Origin of the sequence: Pseudomonas sp. OVF7, assembly GCF_030644265.1 — a bacterium.
Lineage (GTDB): Bacteria > Pseudomonadota > Gammaproteobacteria > Pseudomonadales > Pseudomonadaceae > Aquipseudomonas > Aquipseudomonas gorinensis.
Genome location: NZ_CP128996.1, coordinates 3,942,962 through 3,966,745, shown reverse-complemented (window position 1 = coordinate 3,966,745; position 23,784 = coordinate 3,942,962). Strand labels below are relative to the sequence as shown.

At 61.2% G+C, this 23,784-nt stretch carries 18 protein-coding genes; 11 read left to right on the top strand and 7 right to left on the bottom strand.

All coding sequences use genetic code 11. The annotated features are described in order from the left end of the window. Positions 1 to 10 precede the first annotated feature (10 nt). The 3 genes from QU606_RS18040 to QU606_RS18030 all read left to right on the top strand — a co-directional run bounded on the left by QU606_RS18040 (position 11) and on the right by QU606_RS18030 (position 5,270). Entirely contained in the window at positions 11 to 3,190 is a 3,180-nt protein-coding gene (locus tag QU606_RS18040) for an efflux RND transporter permease subunit (protein ID WP_024075317.1), read from the top strand. Beyond that, the gene (locus QU606_RS18035) at positions 3,187 to 4,602 is read left to right on the top strand and encodes an efflux transporter outer membrane subunit (protein ID WP_024075316.1); all 1,416 of its coding nucleotides are present in this window, start codon (positions 3,187 to 3,189) and stop codon (positions 4,600 to 4,602) included. The genes QU606_RS18040 and QU606_RS18035 overlap by 4 nt, the downstream gene beginning before the upstream one ends. A 140-nt stretch (positions 4,603 to 4,742) precedes the next feature. Further along, on the top strand, positions 4,743 to 5,270 hold the full coding sequence (locus QU606_RS18030) for a hypothetical protein (protein ID WP_041160930.1): 528 nt from the start codon (positions 4,743 to 4,745) through the stop codon (positions 5,268 to 5,270). A 56-nt stretch (positions 5,271 to 5,326) separates the two neighbouring features. Here the strand turns inward: QU606_RS18030 and QU606_RS18025 are convergent, their stop codons facing one another. Both QU606_RS18025 and QU606_RS18020 read right to left on the bottom strand, forming a co-directional pair. Then, a complete protein-coding gene (locus QU606_RS18025; RefSeq protein WP_304997274.1) occupies positions 5,327 to 5,710 on the bottom strand; it encodes a hypothetical protein in 384 nt (127 codons plus the stop codon). A 297-nt stretch (positions 5,711 to 6,007) separates the two neighbouring features. Then, entirely contained in the window at positions 6,008 to 7,030 is a 1,023-nt protein-coding gene (locus QU606_RS18020; RefSeq protein ID WP_069075914.1) for an AraC family transcriptional regulator, read from the bottom strand. A gap of 167 nt (positions 7,031 to 7,197) precedes the next feature. Between QU606_RS18020 and efeU the strand changes: the two genes are divergently transcribed. The 4 genes from efeU to efeO (QU606_RS18000) are packed head-to-tail and all read left to right on the top strand — an operon-like array spanning position 7,198 to position 11,424. After that, positions 7,198 to 8,043 (top strand): iron uptake transporter permease EfeU, encoded by an 846-nt coding sequence (efeU, locus tag QU606_RS18015; RefSeq protein WP_304997273.1) that lies wholly within the window; start codon positions 7,198 to 7,200, stop codon positions 8,041 to 8,043. Positions 8,044 to 8,053: 10 nt separating this feature from the next. Continuing rightward, positions 8,054 to 9,256, top strand: coding sequence for an iron uptake system protein EfeO (gene efeO, locus QU606_RS18010; RefSeq protein ID WP_024075312.1), 1,203 nt, complete (start codon positions 8,054 to 8,056; stop codon positions 9,254 to 9,256). Between the two features lie 14 nt (positions 9,257 to 9,270). Then, complete coding sequence (gene efeB, locus QU606_RS18005; protein ID WP_150294139.1) at positions 9,271 to 10,578, top strand: iron uptake transporter deferrochelatase/peroxidase subunit; 1,308 nt, start codon at positions 9,271 to 9,273, stop codon at positions 10,576 to 10,578. 27 nt (positions 10,579 to 10,605) lie between these two features. Beyond that, on the top strand, positions 10,606 to 11,424 hold the full coding sequence (gene efeO / locus QU606_RS18000) for an iron uptake system protein EfeO (protein WP_304997272.1): 819 nt from the start codon (positions 10,606 to 10,608) through the stop codon (positions 11,422 to 11,424). Between the two features lie 55 nt (positions 11,425 to 11,479). On the opposite strand, the gene QU606_RS17995 is transcribed toward efeO (QU606_RS18000), so the two are convergent. After that, positions 11,480 to 14,872, bottom strand: a complete 3,393-nt coding sequence (locus QU606_RS17995) for a hypothetical protein (protein WP_304997271.1) — start codon at positions 14,870 to 14,872, stop codon at positions 11,480 to 11,482. 96 nt (positions 14,873 to 14,968) lie between these two features. Continuing rightward, positions 14,969 to 16,312: a CDP-diacylglycerol--serine O-phosphatidyltransferase gene (pssA, locus tag QU606_RS17990; protein ID WP_102623844.1), complete on the bottom strand. Its 1,344-nt coding sequence runs from the start codon at positions 16,310 to 16,312 to the stop codon at positions 14,969 to 14,971. A 124-nt stretch (positions 16,313 to 16,436) separates the two neighbouring features. On the opposite strand from pssA, the gene QU606_RS17985 reads away from it, so the two are divergent. Then, positions 16,437 to 17,000 carry a TetR/AcrR family transcriptional regulator gene (locus tag QU606_RS17985; protein WP_024075307.1) on the top strand — a complete coding sequence of 188 codons (564 nt, stop codon included), beginning with the start codon at positions 16,437 to 16,439 and terminating at the stop codon, positions 16,998 to 17,000. Positions 17,001 to 17,042: 42 nt separating this feature from the next. Further along, entirely contained in the window at positions 17,043 to 17,522 is a 480-nt protein-coding gene (locus QU606_RS17980; protein WP_102623845.1) for a nuclear transport factor 2 family protein, read from the top strand. A gap of 201 nt (positions 17,523 to 17,723) precedes the next feature. On the opposite strand, the gene QU606_RS17975 is transcribed toward QU606_RS17980, so the two are convergent. Then, a complete protein-coding gene (locus QU606_RS17975) occupies positions 17,724 to 18,881 on the bottom strand; it encodes a PQQ-dependent sugar dehydrogenase (protein WP_024075305.1) in 1,158 nt (385 codons plus the stop codon). A 22-nt stretch (positions 18,882 to 18,903) separates the two neighbouring features. Next, positions 18,904 to 19,221, bottom strand: a complete 318-nt coding sequence (locus QU606_RS17970) for a hypothetical protein (protein ID WP_024075304.1) — start codon at positions 19,219 to 19,221, stop codon at positions 18,904 to 18,906. A 183-nt stretch (positions 19,222 to 19,404) separates the two neighbouring features. Here QU606_RS17970 and QU606_RS17965 point away from each other — a divergent pair, with 183 nt between their 5' ends. Both QU606_RS17965 and ligD read left to right on the top strand, forming a co-directional pair. Continuing rightward, the gene (locus QU606_RS17965) at positions 19,405 to 20,256 is read left to right on the top strand and encodes a Ku protein (RefSeq protein WP_304997270.1); all 852 of its coding nucleotides are present in this window, start codon (positions 19,405 to 19,407) and stop codon (positions 20,254 to 20,256) included. Positions 20,257 to 20,282: 26 nt separating this feature from the next. Then, positions 20,283 to 22,787, top strand: a complete 2,505-nt coding sequence (ligD, locus tag QU606_RS17960) for a DNA ligase D (protein ID WP_304997269.1) — start codon at positions 20,283 to 20,285, stop codon at positions 22,785 to 22,787. A gap of 17 nt (positions 22,788 to 22,804) precedes the next feature. Here ligD and lpxO read toward each other — a convergent pair whose 3' ends face one another. Beyond that, on the bottom strand, positions 22,805 to 23,704 hold the full coding sequence (gene lpxO / locus QU606_RS17955) for a lipid A hydroxylase LpxO (RefSeq protein WP_102623849.1): 900 nt from the start codon (positions 23,702 to 23,704) through the stop codon (positions 22,805 to 22,807). Positions 23,705 to 23,784: the final 80 nt, after the last annotated feature.

Below are 23,784 nucleotides of genomic sequence, written 5' to 3'. Positions count from 1 at the left end.
ACGACTCAAGATGAATTTTTCCAAGTTCTTCATTTCGCGGCCGATCTTCGCAGCGGTGCTGTCGCTGCTGATCCTGATCGCCGGTGCGATCTCGCTGTTCCAGTTGCCGATCAGCGAATACCCGGAAGTGGTGCCGCCCACCGTGGTGGTACGCGCCAACTTCCCGGGCGCCAACCCCAAGGTCATCGGTGAAACCGTGGCCGCGCCGTTGGAGCAAGCCATCACCGGCGTCGAGAACATGCTGTACATGTCCTCGCAGTCGACCGCCGACGGCAAGCTGACCCTGACCATCACCTTCGCCCTGGGCACCGACCTGGACAACGCGCAGGTGCAGGTGCAAAACCGTGTGACGCGGACTCAGCCAAAATTGCCTGAGGAAGTGACGCGCATCGGTATTACCGTGGACAAGGCCTCCCCCGACCTGACCATGGTGGTGCACTTGACCTCGCCGGATCAGCGTTACGACATGCTGTACCTGTCCAACTACGCGATCCTCAATATCAAGGATGAGCTGGCCCGCTTGGGTGGTGTGGGCGACGTGCAGTTGTTCGGCATGGGCGACTACTCCCTGCGTGTCTGGCTGGATCCGAACAAGACCGCCTCGCGCAACCTGACCGCGACCGATGTGGTCACCGCGATCCGCGAGCAGAACCGCCAGGTAGCAGCCGGTGCCCTCGGCGCCCAGCCTGCTCCAACGGATACCAGCTTCCAGTTGTCGGTCAATACCCAGGGTCGCCTGGTCACCGAGGAAGAGTTCGAGAACATTGTGATCCGCGCCGGCGCCAACGGTGAAATCACGCGCCTCAAGGACATCGCCCGCGTCGAGCTGGGGTCCAGCCAATACGCGCTGCGCTCGCTGATCGATAACCAGCCGGCCGTCGCGATTCCGATTTTCCAGCGCCCCGGCTCGAACGCCATCGACATCTCCAACGATGTGCGCGCCAAGATGGCCGAGTTGAAAAAGAGCTTTCCGGCGGGCATGGATTACCGCATCGCCTATGACCCGACGATCTTTGTGCGCGGTTCCATCGAAGCGGTCGTGCATACCCTGTTCGAAGCACTGATCCTCGTGGTGCTGGTGGTGATCCTGTTTCTGCAGACCTGGCGCGCCTCGATCATTCCGTTGGTGGCAGTACCGGTATCGTTGATCGGTACGTTTGCGGTGATGCACCTGTTCGGGTTCTCGCTCAACGCGCTGTCATTGTTCGGCCTGGTACTGGCCATCGGCATCGTGGTGGACGACGCCATCGTGGTGGTGGAGAACGTCGAACGTAATATCGAGCTGGGCCTGGCGCCGTTCCCGGCGACTGAAAAAGCCATGAGTGAAGTGACCGGCCCGATCATCGCCACGGCGCTGGTGCTGTGTGCGGTGTTCATTCCAGCCGCCTTTATCAGTGGCTTGACCGGCCAGTTCTACAAACAGTTCGCCTTGACCATTGCGATCTCGACGGTGATCTCGGCGTTCAACTCGCTGACCCTGTCCCCTGCCCTGGCCGCCGTGTTGCTGCGCGGTCACGATGCGCCGAAGGATCGCTTCTCGAAGTTCCTCGACAAGCTCTTTGGCGGCTGGCTGTTCCGTCCCTTCAACCGCTTTTTCGAGAAAGCCAGCCATGGCTACGTGGGTACCGTACGCCGGGTGATTCGCGGCACGGGCATTGCCCTGTTCGTGTACGCCGGCCTGATGGTGCTGACCTTCTTCGGGTTTGCCCACACCCCGACCGGTTTCGTACCGGCCCAGGACAAGCAATACCTGGTGGCCTTCGCCCAACTGCCCGACGCTGCGAGCCTGGACCGCACCGAAAACGTGATGAAGCGCATGTCGGACATCGCCTTGAAGCAACCCGGTGTGGAAGCCGCGATTGCCTTCCCCGGCCTGTCGATCAACGGATTCACCAACAGCCCGAACAGCGGCATCGTGTTCGTGACCTTGAAACCGTTCGATGAGCGCAAAGACCCGAGCATGTCCGCCGGGGCAATTGCCGGTGCATTGAACGGCAAGTACAGCGGCATCGAAGAAGCCTACATGGCGATCTTCCCACCGCCGCCGGTACAGGGGCTGGGCACCATCGGCGGGTTCCGCCTGCAGATCGAAGACCGTGGCAACCTCGGCTATGACGAGCTGTACAAAGAAGTGCAGAACGTCATCACCAAGAGCCGTGGCGTGCCGGAGTTGTTCGGCCTGTTCACCAGCTACACGGTCAACGTGCCACAGGTCGACGCGGCCATCGACCGTGAAAAGGCCAAGACCCACGGCGTGGCAATCAGCGACATCTTCGACACCCTGCAGGTGTACCTGGGTTCGTTGTATGCCAACGACTTCAACCGCTTCGGGCGTACCTATCAGGTCAACGTGCAGGCTGAACAACAGTTCCGCCAGGACTCCGACCAGATCGGCCAACTGAAAGTGCGTAACAACAAAGGCGAGATGATCCCACTGGCCACCTTCATCAAGGTCAGCGACACCTCAGGGCCAGACCGTGTGATGCACTACAACGGCTTTATCACCGCTGAAATCAACGGCAACGCGGCACCGGGCTACAGCTCCGGCCAGGCCCAGGCGGCGATTGAAAAACTGTTGAAGGATGAACTGCCCAACGGCATGACGTACGAGTGGACCGACCTGACCTATCAGCAGATCCTCTCGGGCAACACCGCGCTGTTCGTATTCCCGCTCTGCGTACTGCTGGCGTTCCTGGTACTGGCCGCCCAATACGAAAGCTGGAGCCTGCCACTGGCGGTGATCCTGATCGTACCGATGACGCTGCTGTCGGCCATCACCGGGGTGATCATCTCGGGCGGCGACAACAACATCTTCACCCAGATCGGCCTGATTGTACTGGTGGGCCTGGCCTGTAAGAACGCGATTCTGATCGTCGAGTTTGCCAAGGACAAACAGCAGGAAGGCCTCGACCCGCTCGCTGCGGTGCTGGAAGCCTGCCGTCTGCGTCTGCGGCCGATCCTGATGACCTCGTTCGCCTTCATCATGGGCGTGGTGCCCTTGGTGCTGTCCACCGGTGCCGGTGCCGAGATGCGGCATGCCATGGGTGTGGCGGTGTTCTCCGGGATGATCGGTGTGACCTTCTTCGGTCTGTTGCTGACGCCAGTGTTCTACGTACTGATCCGTCGCTATGTGGAGCGCAGCGAAGCGCGCAAAGCGGCCAAGGCCTTGAAGCTGGAGACACAGCAATGAGTGTGAAAGTCTTTCTGCCGAGCTTGCTGGTCCTGGCGCTGAGCGCCTGTGCCGTGGGCCCGGACTACAAAACCCAGACCCCGGAGGCGGCGAATATCACCGCCGCCGCGGACGCCAAACAGTATGACCACGCCAAGTTCGAAGGCATCTGGTGGCAGCAGTTCGACGATCCGACCCTCAACCAGTTGGTCACGCAATCGCTGCAAGGCAACCGTGACCTGCGCGTCGCCTTTGCCCGCCTGCGCGCTGCACGGGCGATCCGCGACGACGCCAGCAACGACGCCATGCCGACGATTACCAGCCGCGCCAGCAGTGACCTGGCCAAGGGGCAAATCCCTGGCCAGACCACCCGGCGGGTGAACAGCGAGCGGTATGACCTGGGCCTGGACATGGCCTGGGAACTGGACCTGTTCGGGCGCATCCAGCGCAACCTGGAAGCCACCGACGCCGACCAGCAGGCCGCCGAAGCCGACCTCTACCAACTGCAAGTCACGATGATTGCCGAACTGGTGGACGCCTACGGTCAACTGCGTGGCGCGCAGTTGCGTGAACGCATCGCCTTGGACAACCTGAAGAACCAACAGGAGTCACGCACCATCACCGTCAGCCTGCGCGACGCCGGTGTGGGCGATCAACTCGACGTGGAGCGTGCCGACGCACGCCTGGCGGCGGTGGAAGCCAGCGTGCCGCAACTGCAAGCCGAGCAAGTGCGCGAGCGTAACCGCATCGCCACCCTCCTCGGCCAGCGCCCCGACAAGCTGACCGTGGACCTGAGCCCGAAAGACTTGCCGGCGATTGCCAAGGCGCTGCCGATCGGCGATCCAGGGCAACTGCTGCAACGACGCCCGGACATCCTCAGCGCCGAACGCAAACTCGCCGCCGCCACCGCGCGCATCGGCGTGGCCAAGGCCGACCTGTTCCCACGGGTCAGCCTCAGCGGCTTCCTCGGCTTTACCGCCGGGCGGGGTTCGCAGATCGGCTCATCGGCCGCGAACGCCTGGGCCCTCGGCCCGAGCATTACCTGGGCCGCCTTTGACCTGGGCAGCGTGCGTGCCCGCCTGCGCGGCGCAGACGCCGAAGCCGATGGCGCCCTGGCGACCTACGAGCAGCAAGTGTTGCTGGCCTTGGAAGAGTCCGAGAATGCTTTCAGTGATTACGGCAAACGCCAGCAACGCCTGGTCTCGCTGATCCGTCAAAGCGAATCCAGCCGCGCCGCCGCCGACCTCGCCGCGATCCGCTACCGCGAAGGCACCGTGGACTTCCTGGTCCTGCTCGACGCCCAACGCGAACGCCTGGCCGCCGAAGACTCCCAGGCCCAGGCCGAAGTCGACCTGTATCGCGGGATTGTGGCGATCTACAAGGCGCTAGGGGGTGGCTGGAAACCAGACACCGTCGTGGCGACTGCCCAGTAACGTAAAGAGCTCCTTTGGTTGGTCGCATCCAGCCAATTTTTTGCCCCGCGGTCCATTCGGTCGCGGGGCTTTTTTTTTAAAGTGACATTTAGGATGGCCGATAAATTAAGTGTAGTTTTCAACTAATGGAGGATTTCACGATGGCCGTTTTGTTGACTGCGGAACAAATGAGGCACACGAAAGCGTCGAACCCGTTTCAAATACAACATCCGGAACAGGTGACGAACAAATTCACAATAACGGAAGAATCAAAAGCCGCGGAAACGCTGAAACTTGGCAAGCAGCAATCGATTGATGAGTTGAAAGTATTCTTGAAAGACTATGACATGACGTCGATCACCACCAACGAACTAAAAAAAGTCGGCAGCCGACTCTATAACAGTGGCGTCATTGATGGCGAAGCTTTTCATATGTTCATCTCTGGCCTGGGTGCTTTTGATGCCAACGGTCAGCAAGCCGAAACCGACGTAAAATACAATGCAATCGCTTTATTCAATGAAAAGCTAGAAGACTACCTGTCGTTTGTTGAAAGTCATCCAAACGTCAAGCGCTCCCAAGGCATCCCCGAATATATCCAGGGCATGGTCGCTGCCAATCACGCAATCAATGCACTGACATTTTTCGTCAATTCATCCAAAAACGAACTTTCGATAGAAGAGCATGCTTGAAATGAGCCCCATGCAGGGCGCCAACGACATCCTCGGCGCCCTGCTGCTTCAGGACATTACCGACCGAACCTGACCGTTCCCCAATAGGACTTGGAGACCGTTTCGCGGTTCTCTAGCATTACCCGATAAGTACCCAGCGGACCGAGCCATGAGGCATAGGCTGACAAGGGGTTACCGGCCACTGTTTTCCAGGAACCGCCCACCTGTTGTTGAATGTAAATCTGTGGCGCTCTGCCCCCGCCTGCGGCTGACACCATTGCGTCAATATTTGCGTTAGAGCAACCGTTGGCCCCAGTAATGGTGAATGGACCAAGCGCGACAGCCTCTGATTCGGGTTGAATTATTCCGCTATAGCTGTCAGTAATAGTCAAGCACAAAGCAGACACTTGGGCCGACAGCAACATCAAAGCCAGACATGGCAATGCAAAAAGACCTTTCATGATTTTCACCTTCAGTATCAAGCCAATAATATTTATTGCCACTACTCAAGACTGATACCCGCTATGCCTTTTAACTCCCCATAGGCGGCCCTCGACTTAGCGGCGCGCAATCGCTGTAGCCAAGGCACGCCGAACATGATTCGAACCATTAAAGAAAAGTAATAACTATCGTGCCAAGGACTATGCATGATTAAGCACTGGCAGTAAGCCGGCCACTTCCTAAAATCTCGAAAGACCCTTCTGTCGTCCGCAAGAAGAACTAAGTCAGTTATTTCCTAATCCCGCACACCCCTGCGGTTACAGCCTATTTGTCTCATTCAAAATCAAACTCCGATAATGCCCCGGATTCGACCCCGCCCATTTACGAAACGCCTTATAAAACGAACTGGTGTCGGCAAACCCCAGTCGCGTCGCGATCTCGGCAAAGCTGATGTGGGGTTCCGCCAGCCAGACAATCGCCAGCTCTTTGCGCACGCTGTCCTTGAGGCCCTGATAGGTCTGCCCTTCTTCCGCCAGGCGGCGGCGCAAGGTTGAGGCGGAGATGCACAGGCTGGCGGCCAGGCCGTCGGTTTCCGGCCAGATGTCGGGTGGCATCTGGCGCAGGTCGTGCTTGATGCGGGTGGCCAGGCTGTCGGGGTCACGGTACTTGACCAGGATGTTCGCCGGCGCATGGGCGAGGAAGCGCTTGAGCTCCTCGGGGCTGCGCTTGATGGGCAGGTCGAGGCAGTCGGCGGAGAAGATCATGCGGGTGCGAGGTCGATCAAAGCGCAGGTTGTCAGAGAACATCACCTGGTAGTCATCGCAGAAATCCGGCTGGGGGCAGCGCAGCTCGATGGCGAGGATCGGTATACGCCGCCCCGCCAACCAGCAGGCAACGCCGTGGACGATCATCCAGTACGTGAAATAGGTAAACGCCCGGCGTGGCTCTGCCTCGGTTTCCAACAGCACGATTTCCGCCAGGCTTTGCTGGCGCACCAGTTGCGCGGGCAGATGGTCGAGCATCAATGACAGGAACCCCAGCCCGGTTTCCAACCCATCGACCACGGTGGGTTGGGCCAGGGCGGCCCGGCACAGAAACGCCAGGCTGCCGGATTTGAGCTTGCGCGGGTCCATGCCAAAGAACTCATCGTCCAGGCGACGCGCCAGCAGGCGCCACAACCGCGCGTAGGCGGTGGCCGACACACGTGCGCCGGGCTGCAGCAACAGCTCGGGGTCGATGCCCACCTTGTTCAACGCTTCAACGGTGGCGGCCCCCGGCGCACAGCTCTGCGCCAGCGCTTCGCGCACAAGATGGATGGAAATGGTGTCTTTTTCCGACATGGGGGCGGGGCAATCCAACGGCTCAAAAGGTGGTGTGCATCATAAGGGCGGTTGCGCTTCCCCACCACCGTTCAGCCGGCGTTCAGTAAAGGTCAATATTTCTTGTTTAGCAATGAGTATCATTATGTTACAAATTAGCTTCCTATCTAGTTACCCTGCGGTGCCGAATGCTTGTCCCCTTTCTCATCATGTTGCGCGAAGGAATTGAAGCAGCCCTGATCGTTGGCATCATCGCCAGTTACCTGCAACAGACCGGCCGCGGCCAGTGGATGCCAGCGGTATGGATCGGCGTGTTTCTCGCTGCCGCGCTGGCCTTGCTGGTGGGCGGCGGGCTGGAATTGGTCAGCGCCGAGTTCCCACAAAAGCAACAGGAGTTGTTTGAAGGCGTGGTCGGCCTGGTGGCTGTGGGCATCCTCAGTTCCATGGTGTTCTGGATGCGCAAGGTGGCGCGCTCCCTCAAGCATTCCCTGCACGCCTCCCTCGATCATGCACTGGCCGGCTCCAGACATCAGGTCATCGCGTTGATCCTCATGGTGTTTTTCGCCGTGGCGCGCGAAGGCCTGGAAACCGTATTTTTCCTGCTGGCGGTGTTCCAGCAAAGCGAAGGCCCCGGTGCACCGTTGGGCGCCCTGCTCGGCCTGGTCCTGGCGGTCATCGTCGGTTTCCTGATCTACACCGGCAGCATGCGCCTGAACCTCGGGGCGTTCTTCCGCTGGACCGGTCTGTTCATCCTGGTGGTGGCCGCGGGCATTCTCGCCAACTCAGTGCAGGCCTTGCATGAAGCCGGCCTGTGGAACCACCTGCAAACCGTGCTGTTCGATTTCAGCGCCGTGCTGCCGATGGACAGCCCGTTGGGCTCGGTACTGGCCGGGATGTTCGGGTATCAAGAAGCGCCGACCGTCAGCACCCTGGGCGCCTACCTGATTTACCTGGTGGTGGCCCTGGTGATGTTCTTCCTGCCCGCAGCACCGGCCAAGCCGGCCGTCACCTCTTCTTCCGTTTCCAGCCAGTAAGGACCGTCCCTTGTCCAACCCAACGCCTCAACCCGCCTCCCCGCACCGCGCCTTGCGCTGGGCGGTAGCCGGCTCGGTGGTCGTGATGATCGCCGCCGCAGGCCTGTTCTATTACGCCTCGCAAATGGCCGCCGCCAAGCGCCAGACCAACCACAATGAAATTGCCGTGACCATTCATGGCCACGCCTGCGAGCCGAACGCGCTGACCGTACCGGCTGGCCGCGCAAGCTTTCGCATCATCAACCGCTCGGATCGCGCGGTGGAGTGGGAAATCCTCGATGGCGTGCTGGTGGTCGAAGAACGTGAAAATATCGCCCCCGGCCTGAGCCAGGTGATCAATGCCAACCTGCTGCCCGGCGACTATGCGATCACCTGCGGCCTGCTGAGCAACCCGCGCGGCACCCTGCATGTGACCGCGACGGCGGAGTCCGACGCCCAGGCCAAGGCCAAGCCGTCGATGGTGGCGTTTATCGGCCCGCTGTCGGAGTTCCGCGTGTACCTGAGCAGCCAGGGCAGTGCACTGGTCAAGGCCGTGAGCGCCTTGCAGCAAGCGATCGACGCCGGTGACCTGGCCCAGGCCCAGGCGTTGTACGTGCCGGCCCGTGAGGCTTACCAGCGATTGGCCCCGGCGTCGCAACGCCTGGCGGAGCTGGACAATGCCATCAACGCCCGCGCGGATTACTTTGAAAAACGCGAACAAGACCCGGCCTTCAGCGGCTTCCACCGCCTCGAATACAGCCTGTTCCAACAGCGCAGCCTCGATGGCCTGGCGCCGATTGCCCAGCGCCTGGTTGCCGACGTGACCACCCTCAAGCAACAACTGCTGGCGCAGTCGCTGCCACCGGAGCAGTTGGTGAGCATCGTGGTGCGCAACCTCAACAGCCTGGCCGATGTACGCGCCGTCAGCGGTGAAGAAGAACGCTACAGCCATATCGACCTCAACGGTTTTGCCGCCAACCTGGATGCCGCCCACAAGGTCGTGGACCTGATGCGCCCGTTGCTGAGCAAATCCGCCGCTGACTTGCTGCCCAAGATCGACAGCGCGCTCGATGCGTTCGATGCCCAGCTCAGTGGCTTGAAGGTCGACGGCCAGTACCGCCGCTATGACAGTGTTACCGCCGATCAGCGCAAGCAGATCGCCGACAAGGCCAAGGCTCTGGCCAATGTACTCGATGGAATCGACCCCGCCCTTGGCCTTTCCGGCCTGCAGTGAAGACGACCGCACACATGAGTGACTCACAATTGTTTGACCTTCAGCGCCGCCGTGTCCTGCTGGGCATGGCCGCCACCGGCGCCGCGATTGCCGGCAGCACCTTGAGCTGCCCGGCCATGGCGGCCGCCGCGCAAGCCCAAGTCACCACCGCCCCCAGCAGCGACAAGACCCAGGACCACCACGACTTTATCGGCCAACACCAGAGCGGCATCGTCACGCCGCGCCCGGCCTGCGGCATGCTGGTGGCGTTCGACGTACTGGCCAACGACCGCCAGGACCTGGAGCGCTTGTTCCGTACCCTCAACGAGCGCATCCGCTTCCTGATGAGCGGCGGTACCGTGCCGCAAGTCGACCCGAAGCTGCCGCCCACCGATTCCGGGATTCTCGGCCCGGTGGTGACGCCGGACAACCTGACCATCACCGTGTCCGTGGGTGAATCCCTGTTCGACGAACGCTTCGGCCTTGGCAGCGTCAAGCCTAAGCGCCTGAGCCGCATGGTCGGCTTTCCCAACGATGCCCTGGAGCCGGCGCAGTGCCACGGCGACCTGAGCCTGCAGTTTTGCTCCAACACCCCGGACACCAATATCCACGCCCTGCGCGACATCGTGAAAAACCTGCCCGACCTGCTGCTGGTGCGCTGGAAACAAGAAGGCAGCGTCCCGCCCCAGGCCCCTGCCCGCCCTGGCGAGCCGGCACAGAGCGCGCGCAACTTCCTCGGCTTTCGTGACGGTTCGGCCAACCCGAACTCCAACGACAACCAGGCGATGGACCAGATCGTCTGGGTCCAGCCCGGCAGCGATGAGCCCGCCTGGGCCGCCTATGGCAGCTACCAGGCCGTGCGGATTATCCGCAACTTTGTCGAACGTTGGGACCGTACCCCCCTGCAAGAGCAGGAAAGCATCATCGGCCGTGTCAAGACCACGGGCGCGCCCATGGGTGGCCAGCAGGAAACCCAGGTTCCCGACTACAGCAAGGACCCGGAAGGCAAGTTGACCAAGCTCGATGCCCACATCCGCCTGGCCAACCCGCGCACCCCGCAGACCCAGGCCAACCTGATCCTGCGCCGGCCGTTCAACTACTCCAACGGCGTCAATAAAAACGGTCAGCTGGACATGGGGCTGTTGTTCATCTGCTACCAGGCTGACCTGGAGAAAGGCTTCATCAGCGTGCAAACCCGGCTCAACGGCGAGCCTCTGGAGGAATACCTCAAGCCGGTCGGCGGTGGGTATTTCTTCACCTTGCCGGGGGTCACGGGCCCTAAGGATTTCATCGGGCGCACGCTCCTCGCGGCAACGCACCCGCACACCCCTGCCAACACCTAAAACACACACCAGAGCGGAAATCGTCCCATGAAGAAGTCGTCTATCGCATTGTCGTTGTTAATCACCCTTTCGCCGCTGGCAGCGTTCGCCGCTACCGCGCCGCTGGACCTGGTAGGCCCGGTGTCGGACTACAAGATCTACGTCACTGAGGAAATCGGTGAGCTGGTGACCCAGACCCAGGCGCTCACCGATGCGATCAACAAAGGTGACCTGGCCACGGCCAAGAAGCTCTACGCACCGACCCGCGTGCACTACGAGTCGATCGAGCCGATCGCCGAACTGTTCAGCGACCTGGATGCGTCGATCGATTCGCGCGTGGATGACCATGAAAAAGGCGTGACCGCCGAAGACTTCACCGGCTTCCACCGTATCGAATACGCGCTGTTCTCGCAGAACTCGACCAAAGGCCTGGAAGCGCTGACCACCAAGCTCAATGCCGATGTCAACGACCTCAAGACCCGTGTCGACGGCCTGACCTTCCCGCCTGAGAAAGTCGTCGGCGGTGCCGCGGCGCTGCTCGAAGAAGTCGCGGCCACCAAGATCTCCGGTGAAGAAGACCGCTACAGCCACACCGACCTGTATGACTTCAAAGGCAACATCGACGGCGCGAAGAAAATCGTCGACCTGTTCCGTGGCCAGATCGAGAAGCAGGACAAAGCCTTCCTGGCCAAGGTCGACAAAAACTTCGCCACCGTAGACAAGATCCTCGCCAAGTACAAAACCAAGGATGGCGGTTTCGAGACCTATGACAAGGTCAAGGAAAACGACCGCAAGGCCCTCGTGGGTCCGGTCAACACCCTGGCGGAAGACCTGTCCACCTTACGCGGCAAACTGGGTTTGAACTGACACAACGCGCCAATGGCCGCTCACCCTCCCGCGCCCGGCGCGGGAGGTCGTCGGCTCAGCGTACCTGCTGGAACCCGCTCAATGGCGTGCCGAACGGCCGGCCGCTGCGCGGATCAATCGCATACCAACGTCCGTTGTTGCCCGTGGCGTGCACGTCAATGCCCTGGCTCGTTCCCGCAACGCCCGCCGCTGGAGGCCGCGAGGGTGCTGCTTGACCGGCCGCCGCCATCAGATAGCACCTCATCTTCTCCTCGGCCGTTATCAAATGCGGCACAGACTTACCCAGCCGGGTCGCGCCGCCTGCAACCAACGCAGGTAACTTGACCAGCCCCTTCGTGGCTGCGCTGACCATTTGCGGGTAGCCATCGAACGGGTTGAGTGCGGCGCTGGTGAACAATACGCCTTCCCTGACAAAATCGAAGGCCTTGTCGCTGAAGGACGCTACCGGTTTTACCCAGGCCGTTTTCGGTACAAGGGGACTGAGCGTCGGCGCCAGCCGCCGGATAACCCCGGCCACGGGGGCCTGCGCCAGTGCCCTTCCCGCACGTATCAACGAGCGTGCCCGGCCAGCGGCCGACAGTGCCACCCCGCCCACATCCAATGCCAGGCTGAACAAGCCGCTGCCAATATTGCCTGCCGCAAACTCTTGATAAGCCCCCACGAAAGGCACCAACCCGAGCAGGATCCCATGATCGCGCGCAACGGCCTCGCGGTGTTGTTCAAGGGGCAACACCCCCTTCGCCCTGGCGAGCATAGTCTCTTGCGATTCATAAAAATTGCCTTGGGTGATTCGCGTCACGATGTCGGCTGTCTTCGACGATGAGTAGCTGTCAGGGACGAAATCATCGGGTGCGAAACCCTCCGGGCGGGGAACGCCGGGCAGCGTTGCGCCAAGCTTTTCAACAATGACCTTGGAAGGCTCCCGCGTTGACCGAGGATCCGATCCCTTGGCGTAGGCGTCGACGTCGATGGCCAGGGCAGTGCCGCGGACAATCGGCACGGAGGTAACGCCCCACGGCGCGGGGACGCGCTTTCTCTCCACCACGCCCCCCAACACCAACTGCGACGGCAGGTCTGTGCGCTTGACGATTGGCCCTTTGGCGAACACCTCGTAATAACTCACGGTGGCGCCGTGCTCCGCACGTATCAGGGTGCCTTGCCGGTACTTGGCCGCGTCACGATGCGCATCAGTCTCCTTGGCCTGAATCTCCCCGGTTTCGCCGCGCAGGGTAAAGAGCTCGACATTGCCCAGTTCCAGCAGCTTGCGATCCGCCAATGGCAACTCGGCGATTCTGAGTTTGAGCTGGGTCGCATAAGCGCTCGTGAGGGCGCTGCGATGCTCATCGACAGCCTTTTTCAGCAGGCCGTCCAACGCCGGTAGACGGCGAATGCGGGCATCCAGTTCGTTGCGTTTCTCGACGGGCGCTATCACCTCACTGCGTGGCTGGTAGGGCGAACTCGCCGCGCGCGCTGGTGCTTGTGGCAGGTCACTGGTGAGCACCCACTTGCCGGGGGTCAGATCACCGGTCATATAGGTCTCCACCAGCGAACGCGTACGGGGTTCGGAGACCCGCATGTTACGACGCGCCCCGGCATCGGCGAGCTGTACCGTCATGCCTTCCAGGCGGCTCGCGGCGACGCCTGGGAAAACCTTGAGCAACTCGGCAATGGCGACCGACCTGCGCGTCGGCAACCCGGACGCGCACTGCGTGAATGCGCGGCTGACATCTTCGCGCTGGCCCTGAAATGCCGCAGACGCGGCCTGAATCATGTGCGCGGAGTACTCGCCGTCGGGTGCGCGAGGAATCACCCCGTTGAGCACGGCCCAATCGGTGATGATACGCAGGCCGAGCAAGCGCATCAGGGTCGCCTGCGCTTCACTGGTGGGGCCCAGGACAGTGATGGCGCTGATCTGCTCTTCGTCCATCGCCCGCGAAGTACCCGGGGCTAAGTTGTCGACCATGCCGCATCCCAGGCGCAGTTCCATCCATGCCGGGGTTCCCATGTGGATCGCATCAGGCACATCGCGTACAAGGAACTCCGGCGCAGCCTGTGCCAGGCCGATATGCGCGGCCAGTACCGCCAGTTTCGAGTCCAGGCCTTTTTGGTGGATCAGATGGTTTTCCAGGTCGCGGCGTATGGCGGTAAACGTGCGCCCCATGTTGGCGGGCTGGTAGAGGTCATAACCGGCCACCTGCCCCGGTTTTCCCGGTGCCTGTGGATCGGCGTGCAGTTTGATTGCCGCAATGACCATCTGTTGGCATACCGCCTTTGGCACTGTCGTGCCGATATCGAACGTACCGTACCAATTCACACTGCGGGCCCAGCGCTCGCCCAGATCCAACGCCTCGGGACTGTCGAGCAGGCGGTGCAGATGCCCGGCCGGATCCGCTTGCAGCGCCTCTAGGCCATGGCCCTTCAGGTAGTCGAAGCCCTCGGCGCTCGCACCGCCCAACTGTGTGTTGGCCAATGCCGCCAGCGTGGCTTTGTCTGACGCCGATAACTGGCCCGGAGCCCACGTCCAATCCATGAAACCGGCGTAATTGCCCAAGGGCGGCGCCGGAGGCAAGGTGGTGCGCAGCCATTGGATGACGTTACGCACTTCTCCCACGGTGTGTGGGGTACCCAGGCCCTTTTGCTCAACGATCTGACGCAGCGTAGGGGAACCGTCTGCTGGCAGCGCCCCGTCCCAGGGCGTGGTGTCCGGCAAATCCGTGATGAGTCGCTCAAGCTGGTCCGCCAAGCGGGGACGTTCTTCAAGTTCGCCAAGGGTCAGCTGCACCTGGGCCAGATCGGCGGCCATTGATCGGGCCCGCGCAGGCGGCATCGACAGGCCCTGGGTGCGCAATTGCCGCTCCAATTGATTGGCCTGCTCGATGCCCATCGGAAGCTCAATGCCAAACGCCTGTAGAACCAGGTGCCGAGGCACCCACTGCTCACCGTCTGCCAGGTGGGTGAGACCTCGGTCCCGTGGGTCCAGAACCTCGCGAAGAGCACGCAACGGCGCTGAAACTTGCCACCATCCCGACGCATCGCTGGTGGAGAACCTCACAGGCGTGCGCACGCCATCGCGAACGACGTAGCCTTGGATGAAATCTTTATGCAGTCTCAGGGTCCCCGTCTCCAGACCCTTGCTGGTCAGCCAGGCCTGCAGGGCCGGCTGGCTCCAAAGCTCGCGGTAGAGCGCCAGCGCTGGCGCCAGGCTGCTGTTGGCGGGCACCTCGACCATGGCGTAACCGCTCTCCATTGCCGCACCCAACCGTTGCCCCAGCCTCACATCGGCAGCGGGGTGTTGATCACCCTGCCCCTCTGCGGCACGGCGCCCCCGCGATGCCGGCCATGAGTGCTCAACCGGCACGCGTGGGTGCTCGGGGGTAAGCACAGTGAGCCCGACGGGGATCGGGTTATCCGGGATAAATCGCTGGCGGTTTTGCAAGGAAATGGACATGGGCACGTTCTCTTGAGGTTATTCCGTCAGAGAAGTGGTCCCAGGCCCGTCATCGGTTCACGGTTAATCATGAGAAATGTCGTGGCGAGGCCACATTCAGAGAATCCGATACAACAACCGCTCAATCCGCACCCGGCTGACGCGACGCAAGAATTTGCCGACCGCTTGCGGGTAGTCCACCAGGCTCTGCAAATCCTGATAGCGTTCGATGCGTGTGGTGTGCTGGAAGATCTGCGCCAGTTCGGCCCCCCTCGGCTCCAGCCACTCATGCTTGGGATCATCGATCAGCAAGGCGTTTTCGAGGTCGAGGCGGAATGCCCGCGGGTTGAGGTTGTTACCGGTCAGCAACGTGTAGCGCTGGTCGATCCACATGCCCTTGAGGTGGTAAGTGTTATCGCCGTCGCGCCACAGGTGCAGGTTCAGTTGGCCGCTGTCGATCATCGGCTGATGACGCTTGGCAAAGCGGCGCAGGCTGATTTCGTATAGATACGGCAGCGCTGCGATGACCTTGAACGGTTCGCTGGGCGGGATGTAGAAATCGTTGGCGGTCTTGTCGCCGACGATGATGTCGATGTTCACCCCGCGCGCCAGGGCGCGGTTGATCTCGCGGGTCACCGGCAGCGGCAGGTTGAAATACGGCGTGCAGATGGTCAACTGATGCTGGGCGCTGGCGATCAGCTCCAGGATGACCCGGCTCAGTGGGTTGTTCTTGCCCACACCAAGCAACGGGCTGACCGAGAGGTTGCCAGTGGGCAACTGGCCCGCCGTGGTGTCGTAGGCCGCATGCTTGAGGCGGCTGCGCAGGTCACCAATGTCATTGCGCAGGCTGCGCGTGGTCGGCGGGTTGGGCAAGTCGAGTCGATGCACCGCCTTGGAGGCCACCAACCCGTGCTCCACCAGATGCTGCATCGAATCGGCCAGCGCTTGGCTGTGGATCAGGTGGTAACGGTCGAAGCGGTATTTGTCGAACTTGTGCAGGTACACGTTGTTCAGGCTGGCACCGCTGTAGAGCACAGTGTCGTCGATCACAAACCCCTTGAGGTGCAACACGCCGAACAGTTCGCGGGTTTGCACCGGCACGCCATACACCGGCACTTCACTGGCATGGCTCTGGGTCATGGCCTGGTACCAGGCGCTGTTGCCCGGCTGCTTGCCGGCGCCGATCAACCCGCGCTGGGCGCGCAGCCAGTCGACCACCACGACGATGTCCAATTCCGGTCGCGCGGCCTTGGCCGCGTGCAAGGCGTCGTAGATCTCCTGCCCCGCTTCGTCCTGCTGCAAGTACAGCGCGACGATGTAGATGCGTCGCGTGGCCTTGTGGATTTGTTCCAGCAGGCAGCGACGAAACGCATCGGCGCCGGACAACACGTCGATGGCATCGGTAGTCAGAGGAAAACCGCGCAGTTTGGGCAACAGGGAGCGTTTGAAGAACGACGGCATAAGGCTCGCAATGGGTCGAATCCGAAGAGGCCCCGAGCTTACACCATGGGGTTGCTCAGGTCTCGCTGCCCGGCATGGAAAAAGTCTATTGACCAAGAAGAACGATCGTTCTACTTTATGCAGCATGAACGACATGACCCACAATGAAACTCGCGACATCATCCTCGACGTCACCGAAAAGTTGATCTATCGCCATGGCATCGCCGCCACCGGCATGGACTTCCTGGTGAAAACCGCCGGGGTCTCGCGCAAAAGCATTTACCGTTACTTCGCCAACAAGGACGAGTTGGTGGTCGCCGCCCTGCAACGCCGTGATGAGCGTTGGATGCAGTGGCTGCGCGACGAAGTGGAGCGCGTCGACGATAGCGGCGAACGCTTGCTTGCGCTGTTCAGCGCACTCAAGGCCTGGTTCGGCTCGGCGGACTTTCGCGGTTGCGCCTTCATCAACACCAGCGGTGAAACCGGCAACCCTCAAGACCCCGTGCGCCTGCTGGCCAAGGCGCACAAACAGAAACTGTTCGAATACACACGCCAACTGTGTCAAGCACATGGCACCCCCGACCCCGAACGGCAGGCCGCGCAACTGCTGATCCTGATCGATGGCGCCATTACCGTTGCCCTGGTGATGGGCGATTCAACCGCTGCTGATAATGCGCAATGCATGGCGCGAACGTTATTGGGGCTTTGAACGCATCACCCGCGCAACTTTCTTTAGCCCAGGAGCCATGACATGCCATCCACCTCGCAAATCCGTCCACCGCTGCCGCCCTTCACCCGTGAATCGGCGATCGAAAAAGTCCGCCTGGCCGAAGACGGCTGGAACTCCCGCGACCCGCAACGGGTGTCCCTGGCCTACACCTTGGATACCAAGTGGCGTAACCGCGCCGAATTCGCCTACAACCGCGAAGAAGCCAAGGGCTTCCTGACCCGCAAATGGGCCAAGGAGCTGGACTATCGGCTGATCAAGGAGCTGTGGGCGTTCACCGATAACCGTATTGCCGTGCGCTATGCCTATGAGTGGCACGACGATTCCGGTAACTGGTTTCGTTCCTACGGCAACGAGAACTGGGAGTTTGACGAGAATGGCCTGATGGCCAACCGCTTTGCCTGCATCAACGATTTGCCGATCAAGGAAAGTGAACGCAAGTTCCACTGGCCCCTGGGCCGGCGCCCGGATGATCACCCGGGGCTGTCCGAACTCGGCCTTTAGGGCTTGCACGCTTCCAGAAGGCGGTAGCCCCCGGCACCTATAAGATAATTTATTGATTATCCAAGATTAAATGCCGGCTTAAACGACTGCACTTTGTGGTGAGGGCGCTTGCTCCCTCACCACAGGGGTTCCAGTTTGCTGTGCGGCAGCGCTAAGTTGCAGAGTCAGCGGGCTATCCCACCGTTTGGAAACCCGTAAGTGTCAGTCCTGATTCAGACCGACGCGATACAACACCCCATCGTCTTCATCCGTCAGCACGTACAGAAACCCATCCGGCCCCTGGCGCACGTCACGAATCCGCGCTTTCAAGCCCCCCAGCAAGCGTTCCTCATGGATCACCTTGTCGCCATCGAACTGCAGGCGAATCAACTCCTGACTGGACAGCGCCCCAATGAACAGGTTGTGCTGCCAGGCCTTGAAGCGGTCGGCGTCGTAGAACGCCATGCCGCTGATAGCTGGAGACTTCTCCCACACATGGTGCGGCGCGACTGTGCCTTCCACCGTCTTGCCCTGGGCTTCGGGAATCGGCGTCAGGGAGTAGTTGATGCCATGGGTCGCCAGCGGCCAGCCATAGTTCTTGCCACGCTCGATGATGTTGACTTCATCGCCGCCACGCGGCCCATGCTCGTTTTCCCAGATCGTGCCGCTCCAGGGGTTCAGTGCCAGGCCCTGGGGGTTGCGCTGGCCATAGGACCAGATTTCCGGACGTACGCCTGGCTGCCCCACGAATGGGTTGTCATCGGGGATGCGGCCATCGGGGTAAATCCGCACCACCTTGCCTTGCAACTTGTCCAGGTCCTGGGCCGTGGACCGGTCGTTGTTTTCGCCCAACGTCACGAACAGGTAGCCATCACGGTCGAAGGCCAGGCGTGAGCCAAAGTGATTACCGGTGGACAGCTTGGGTTCCTGGCGTAGGATCACCTTGAAGTCCTTCAAGCCACTCAAGTCGTCCGACAAACGCCCGCGCCCTACCACCGTACCGGCCGTACCGCCCTGGCCACCGCCCTCAGCGTACGACAGGTACACCATGCGGTCCTGCTTGAAGTCGGGTGAGAGCACCACGTCAAGCAAGCCGCCCTGCCCCTTGGCCCAGACCTCAGGCACACCGCTCAGCGGCGCCGACAGCTTGCCGTCCGGGCTGACAAAGCGCAGGTGCCCAGGCCGCTCGGTCACCAGGAAGCCCTGCCTGTCGGGCAAAAAAGCCAGCGCCCATGGGTGGTCCAGGCCCTTGGCGATCGGGGTGACGGTGATGCTGCCCTGCTCACTTGGGAATTGCTGCACATCGGCTGCGTAAACCGCCGTCAGCGGCAGCAAGGTCGTGGCACAAAAGGCGGCAAGAAACGTTTTGCGTAGAAACATAAGGCGGGGTCCTTACCGGCGCTCAAGGCCGGCGATTGCCGTTGGCATCAACAGTGGGGGCTTTGGTTTCGGTCGCGGGGCGGCTGGGTGCTGCGTCGCGCTGCGGATAACGATTGCCGATGCCGCCGTTTTCCAGGGTGGGTGTACGCGGGGTCGGAGCGGTCTGGATGCCGCGTATCAGCGACGGATTGGGCTGGGTGCCCTGCATGCTGTTGGGGTTGGCCCGGTGGATCGGGCCATTGTCCGAGTTGTTGCTGCCAGGCAGGTTTTGCGCCTGGGCAGCGGTGGCCAGCGCCAAGCCCAATGCCAACGCTGCAAGATGACGCACACAGATGTTCATGACAAAGCCTCTCTGGGCGAGGAGTACGTGCTTTCGATAACACGCTACGCGCTGGGTTCGAATTTCGACACTAAATAGTTTCTCATCAGGTGTAACACGATCTGTCCGCGCATCCGCTGATCGAAACTTTTGCCAACGCCCACGAGTCAGCCGCACATAGCCTCTTCTCAAGGAACTGCACGCATGCCTAGGGCAATCTGGAAAGGTGCCATCAGTTTTGGCTTGGTCCATATCCCGGTGTCGCTGGTTTCGGCCACGGCTTCCCAGGGGGTCGACTTCGACTGGTTGGATAAACGCAGCATGGACCCGGTGGGCTACAAGCGCATCAACAAGACCAGCGGCAAGGAAGTCACCAAGGACAACATCGTCAAGGGCGTGGCGTTCAAGAAAGGCCGCTACGTGGTGCTCAGCGAAGAGGAAATCCGCTCGGCCAACCCCAAGTCGACCCAGACCATCGAGATTATCGCCTTCGTGGCCAGCGACCAGATCCCCCTGCAAAACATCGATACGCCCTACTTCCTGGCCCCGGACAAACGCGGCGGCAAGGTGTATGCATTACTGCGCGAAACCCTGAAGAAAACCAACAAGGTCGCCCTGGCCAATGTGGTGTTGCACACCAAGCAGCACCTGGCTGCGCTGATGCCGCTGGAGTCGGCCCTGGTGCTGGTGATGCTGCGTTGGCCCGCTGAAGTGCGCAGCCTCGATGAACTGGAGCTGGGCAGCGATGTGACCCGGCCCAGCCTGGCCAAGGGCGAGCTGGACATGGCCAGGCGCCTGGTGGAAGACATGAGCGCCGACTGGCAGCCCGATGCCTACCGTGACAGTTTTCAGGAGAAGATCATGGCGTTGGTGGCGAAGAAGGCCAAGGCCGGCAAGATCGAGGACGTGGAAAGCCAGGCCGGCAGCGAAGAACGCAAGTCGGCTGACGTGATCGACCTCACCGAACTGCTCAAGCGCAGTCTGGCCGGCAAATCCGCCGCCAAGCGCCCGGCGAAAAAACCAGCCGCGAAAAAAACCAGCAAAAAGGCCTCTTGAGTCCGCCATAGAAGGGAGAAAACGACATGGCAAAACCCTTGAGCGAATACCACCGAAAGCGCGATTTCGAGATCACTGGCGAACCTGCGGGCGACTCGAAACCCAGCAAGCGCCAGGCATCGGCGTTGGCGTTCGTGATTCAAAAGCACGATGCGCGCAGCCTGCATTACGACTTTCGCCTGGAACTCGACGGGGTACTCAAGAGCTGGGCAATACCCAAGGGCCCCAGCCTGGACCCCAGCCAGAAACGCCTGGCCGTGCATGTCGAGGATCACCCCTTGAGCTACGGCAGTTTCGAGGGCAGCATCCCGGCGGGCCAATATGGCGCCGGCGACGTGATCGTATGGGATCGCGGCGTCTGGCAACCCCATGACGATCCGCAAAAAGCCTACGCCGCCGGCAAGCTGAAATTCACCCTGGTCGGGGAGAAACTCGCCGGCGACTGGACCCTGGTGCGTACCCGCCTCAAAGGCAGCGGCGATAAGCAACAATGGCTGCTGATCAAGGAACAGGACCAGCAGGCACGCCCGAGCAGCGACTACGATATCGTCCAGGCGCAGCCCCGAAGCGTGCTCAGTGATGCATCGGTGGGCACGCCGACGACCGTCGCCAAACCCTCCGCGAAAAAAGCCTCACGCAAGAAAACGCTCGCCCTGCCCGATCAATTCGCGCCTCAACTGGCCACCTTGGTCGACCGTGCACCGGAGGGTAACTGGCTCTACGAAATCAAGTTCGACGGCTACCGCATGTTGGCGCGTATTCGTGACGGCGAAGTGCGCCTGTTCACGCGCAACGGCCATGATTGGACTGACCGCTTGCCGCGCCAGGCCAAGGCCCTGCAAGCCCTGAAACTCAAGGACAGCTGGCTCGACGGCGAAGTGGTCAGCCTCAATGGCGATGGCTTGCCGGATTTCCAGGCCCTGCAAAACGCCTTCGATATCGGACGCAGCCTGGACATTGTCTATTACCTGTTCGACGCGCCGTTTCTGGAAGGCCGCGATCAACGGCAAGACCCGCTGGAAAAACGCCGCGCTGCGCTCAAGGCGGCCTTGGCCCGTAGCAAGAGCAAACTGTTGCGTTTCTCCGAGGCGTTTGCCGCCAACCAACACGATATCTTCGAAAGCGCCCGCGACCTGGCATTGGAAGGCGTGATCGGCAAGCGTGCGGGTAGCCCCTATGTATCCAGTCGCAACACCGACTGGATCAAGCTCAAATGCCGCCTGCGCCAGGAGTTCGTGATTGTCGGGTACACCCGCCCCCAGGGTTCGCGCAGCGGGTTTGGCGCGCTGTTACTGGCGGTCAACGGCGATGCCGGGCTGGTCTATGCCGGGCGTGTCGGCACCGGGTTTGATCGGGCCGCGCTGCAGGACATCTACGCCCGGCTTACGCCGCTGCAGCGCAAGACTTCACCCCTGGACAAGCCACTGACCCGCGCCCAGGCCCGCGGCGTGCATTGGGTGGAGCCGCAATTGGTCGGCGAGGTGCGATTTGCCGAGTGGACCCGGGAAGGCGTGGTACGCCAGGCCGCGTTTGTCGCGCTGCGTTCTGATAAACCGGTGCAACAGATCATTCATGAGCAGCCACGCGCGGCCAAATCGCTGCAAGCACCAACGGCCCGGAAGTCCGGCGCGCCCAGCACCGTCGCCGGGGTGAAGATTACCCACCCGGAGCGGATCATCGATCAGCACAGCGGCACGCAAAAACTGCAACTGGCGCAGTTCTACGACAGCATCAGCCGTTGGATCCTGCCCTTCCTGCACCATCGCCCTGTGGCATTGCTCCGTGCCCCGGAAGGTGTGGGGGGCGAGCAGTTCTTCCAGAAGCACACAGAGCGCCTGGCGATCCCGCATCTCCAGCAACTGGACCCGGCGTTGGACCCAGGTCACGCCCGCCTGATGGAAATCGACAGCACCGCCGCCCTGGTGGGCGCGGTGCAGATGGGCACCGTGGAGCTGCACACCTGGGGCGCCACCTCGGACAAGATCGAGACCCCAGACCTGTTTGTGCTCGATCTCGACCCGGACCCCGCACTGCCGTGGAAAACCATGCTGGAAGCGGCGCAACTGACCTTATCGGTGCTGGATGAATTGGGGCTGCAAGCCTTTATCAAAACCAGTGGCGGCAAGGGTTTGCACTTGGTTGTCCCATTGGCACGCCGCGACGATTGGGACACCGTAAAAGCCTTCGCCAAGGCCATCGCCCAGTTCATGACCCAGCAACTGCCGGAGCGCTTTACCGCCACGTCAGGGCCGAAAAACCGCGTCGGCAAGATTTTCATCGATTACCTGCGTAATGCCCGTGGCGCCAGCACGGTCGCGGCCTACTCGGTTCGGGCACGACCCGGCCTGCCGGTATCGGTGCCGGTCAGCCGTGACGAATTGAAAGGGTTGCGCGGTGCCCAGCAGTGGACGGTGGCCAACCTGCACGAACGCTTGCAGGGTTTGAAGGACAACCCGTGGGCGGGTTATGCCAATCGACAGAAGATCAGCAAGAAGATGTGGGACAAGCTGGGCGCGACTCCACCTGAGTGAGTCGCGCCGGCCCAGGCTCAGATCAGGATGAAGATCAACGCCAGCACTGCGAAAATCGCCCACTTCTCCAGGTAGTAGCGCGTGCGATTGCGCTTTTTCAGCTCTTTGCCACGCAGGCGAATCTTGTACAGGCGGTTAAAGGCGCGGTTCAGGCCACCGGTTTTGTCGCCGTCATCATTGGGCGAGCCGGCTGCCGCCATGACCGTGCGGCTGAACCAGCGGTTGAACGCCGCCGCCCAGCGGTATTTCATCGGTCGCTCAATATCACAGAACAAGATAAGACGGTTCTGCGCGGTGGTGTTTTCCGCGTAGTGAATATAGGTCTCGTCGAACATCACCGGCTCGCCATCGCGCCAGGAATAGCTTTCGCCATCCACATTGATGTAGCAGCCCGGATCGTTAGGGGTGTCCAGACCCAAGTGATAGCGGTAGGAACCGGCATAGGGGTCGCGGTGCCGCACCAACCGGGAACCTGGTGGCAGCTCGGCAAACATGGCCGCCTTGATCGAACCGATGCTCTGCACCAGCTCAGTGGTACGCGGGCACAGCTTCATCGCCGAAGGATGACTGTCGCCGTACCATTTCAAATAGAAGCGCTTCCAGCCTGACTTGAAGAACGAGTTGAAACCCACATCGTTGTACTGATCCGAGCGCTTGATCGCCCCTTCCCGCATCAGGTTCTCGCCTTCCGCGCGGATTTCCTGCCAATGCTCCTGTAACGGGCTCAGGTCCGGAAAGTCGCTGGGCGACAGGAAGGGCCGGCTGGGCAGCTTGGAGAACAGGTAGAGAAAGCAGTTGACCGGCGCCAGGAAAGTCGAGTGATCGCTGAGCTGGCGGCCCAACTTATGCCGCACCCGGCCACGCAGGTGGACATACGCAATAGAGGCAACGTAGAGAGCAACAATGATGAGTTTCAAGAGATTTCGTCACAAGTCAGAAGAAGACAGGCTGCTCCTGCGTGCCCACGACGGCCGAGGATTGGATAGCAGCACCTGAA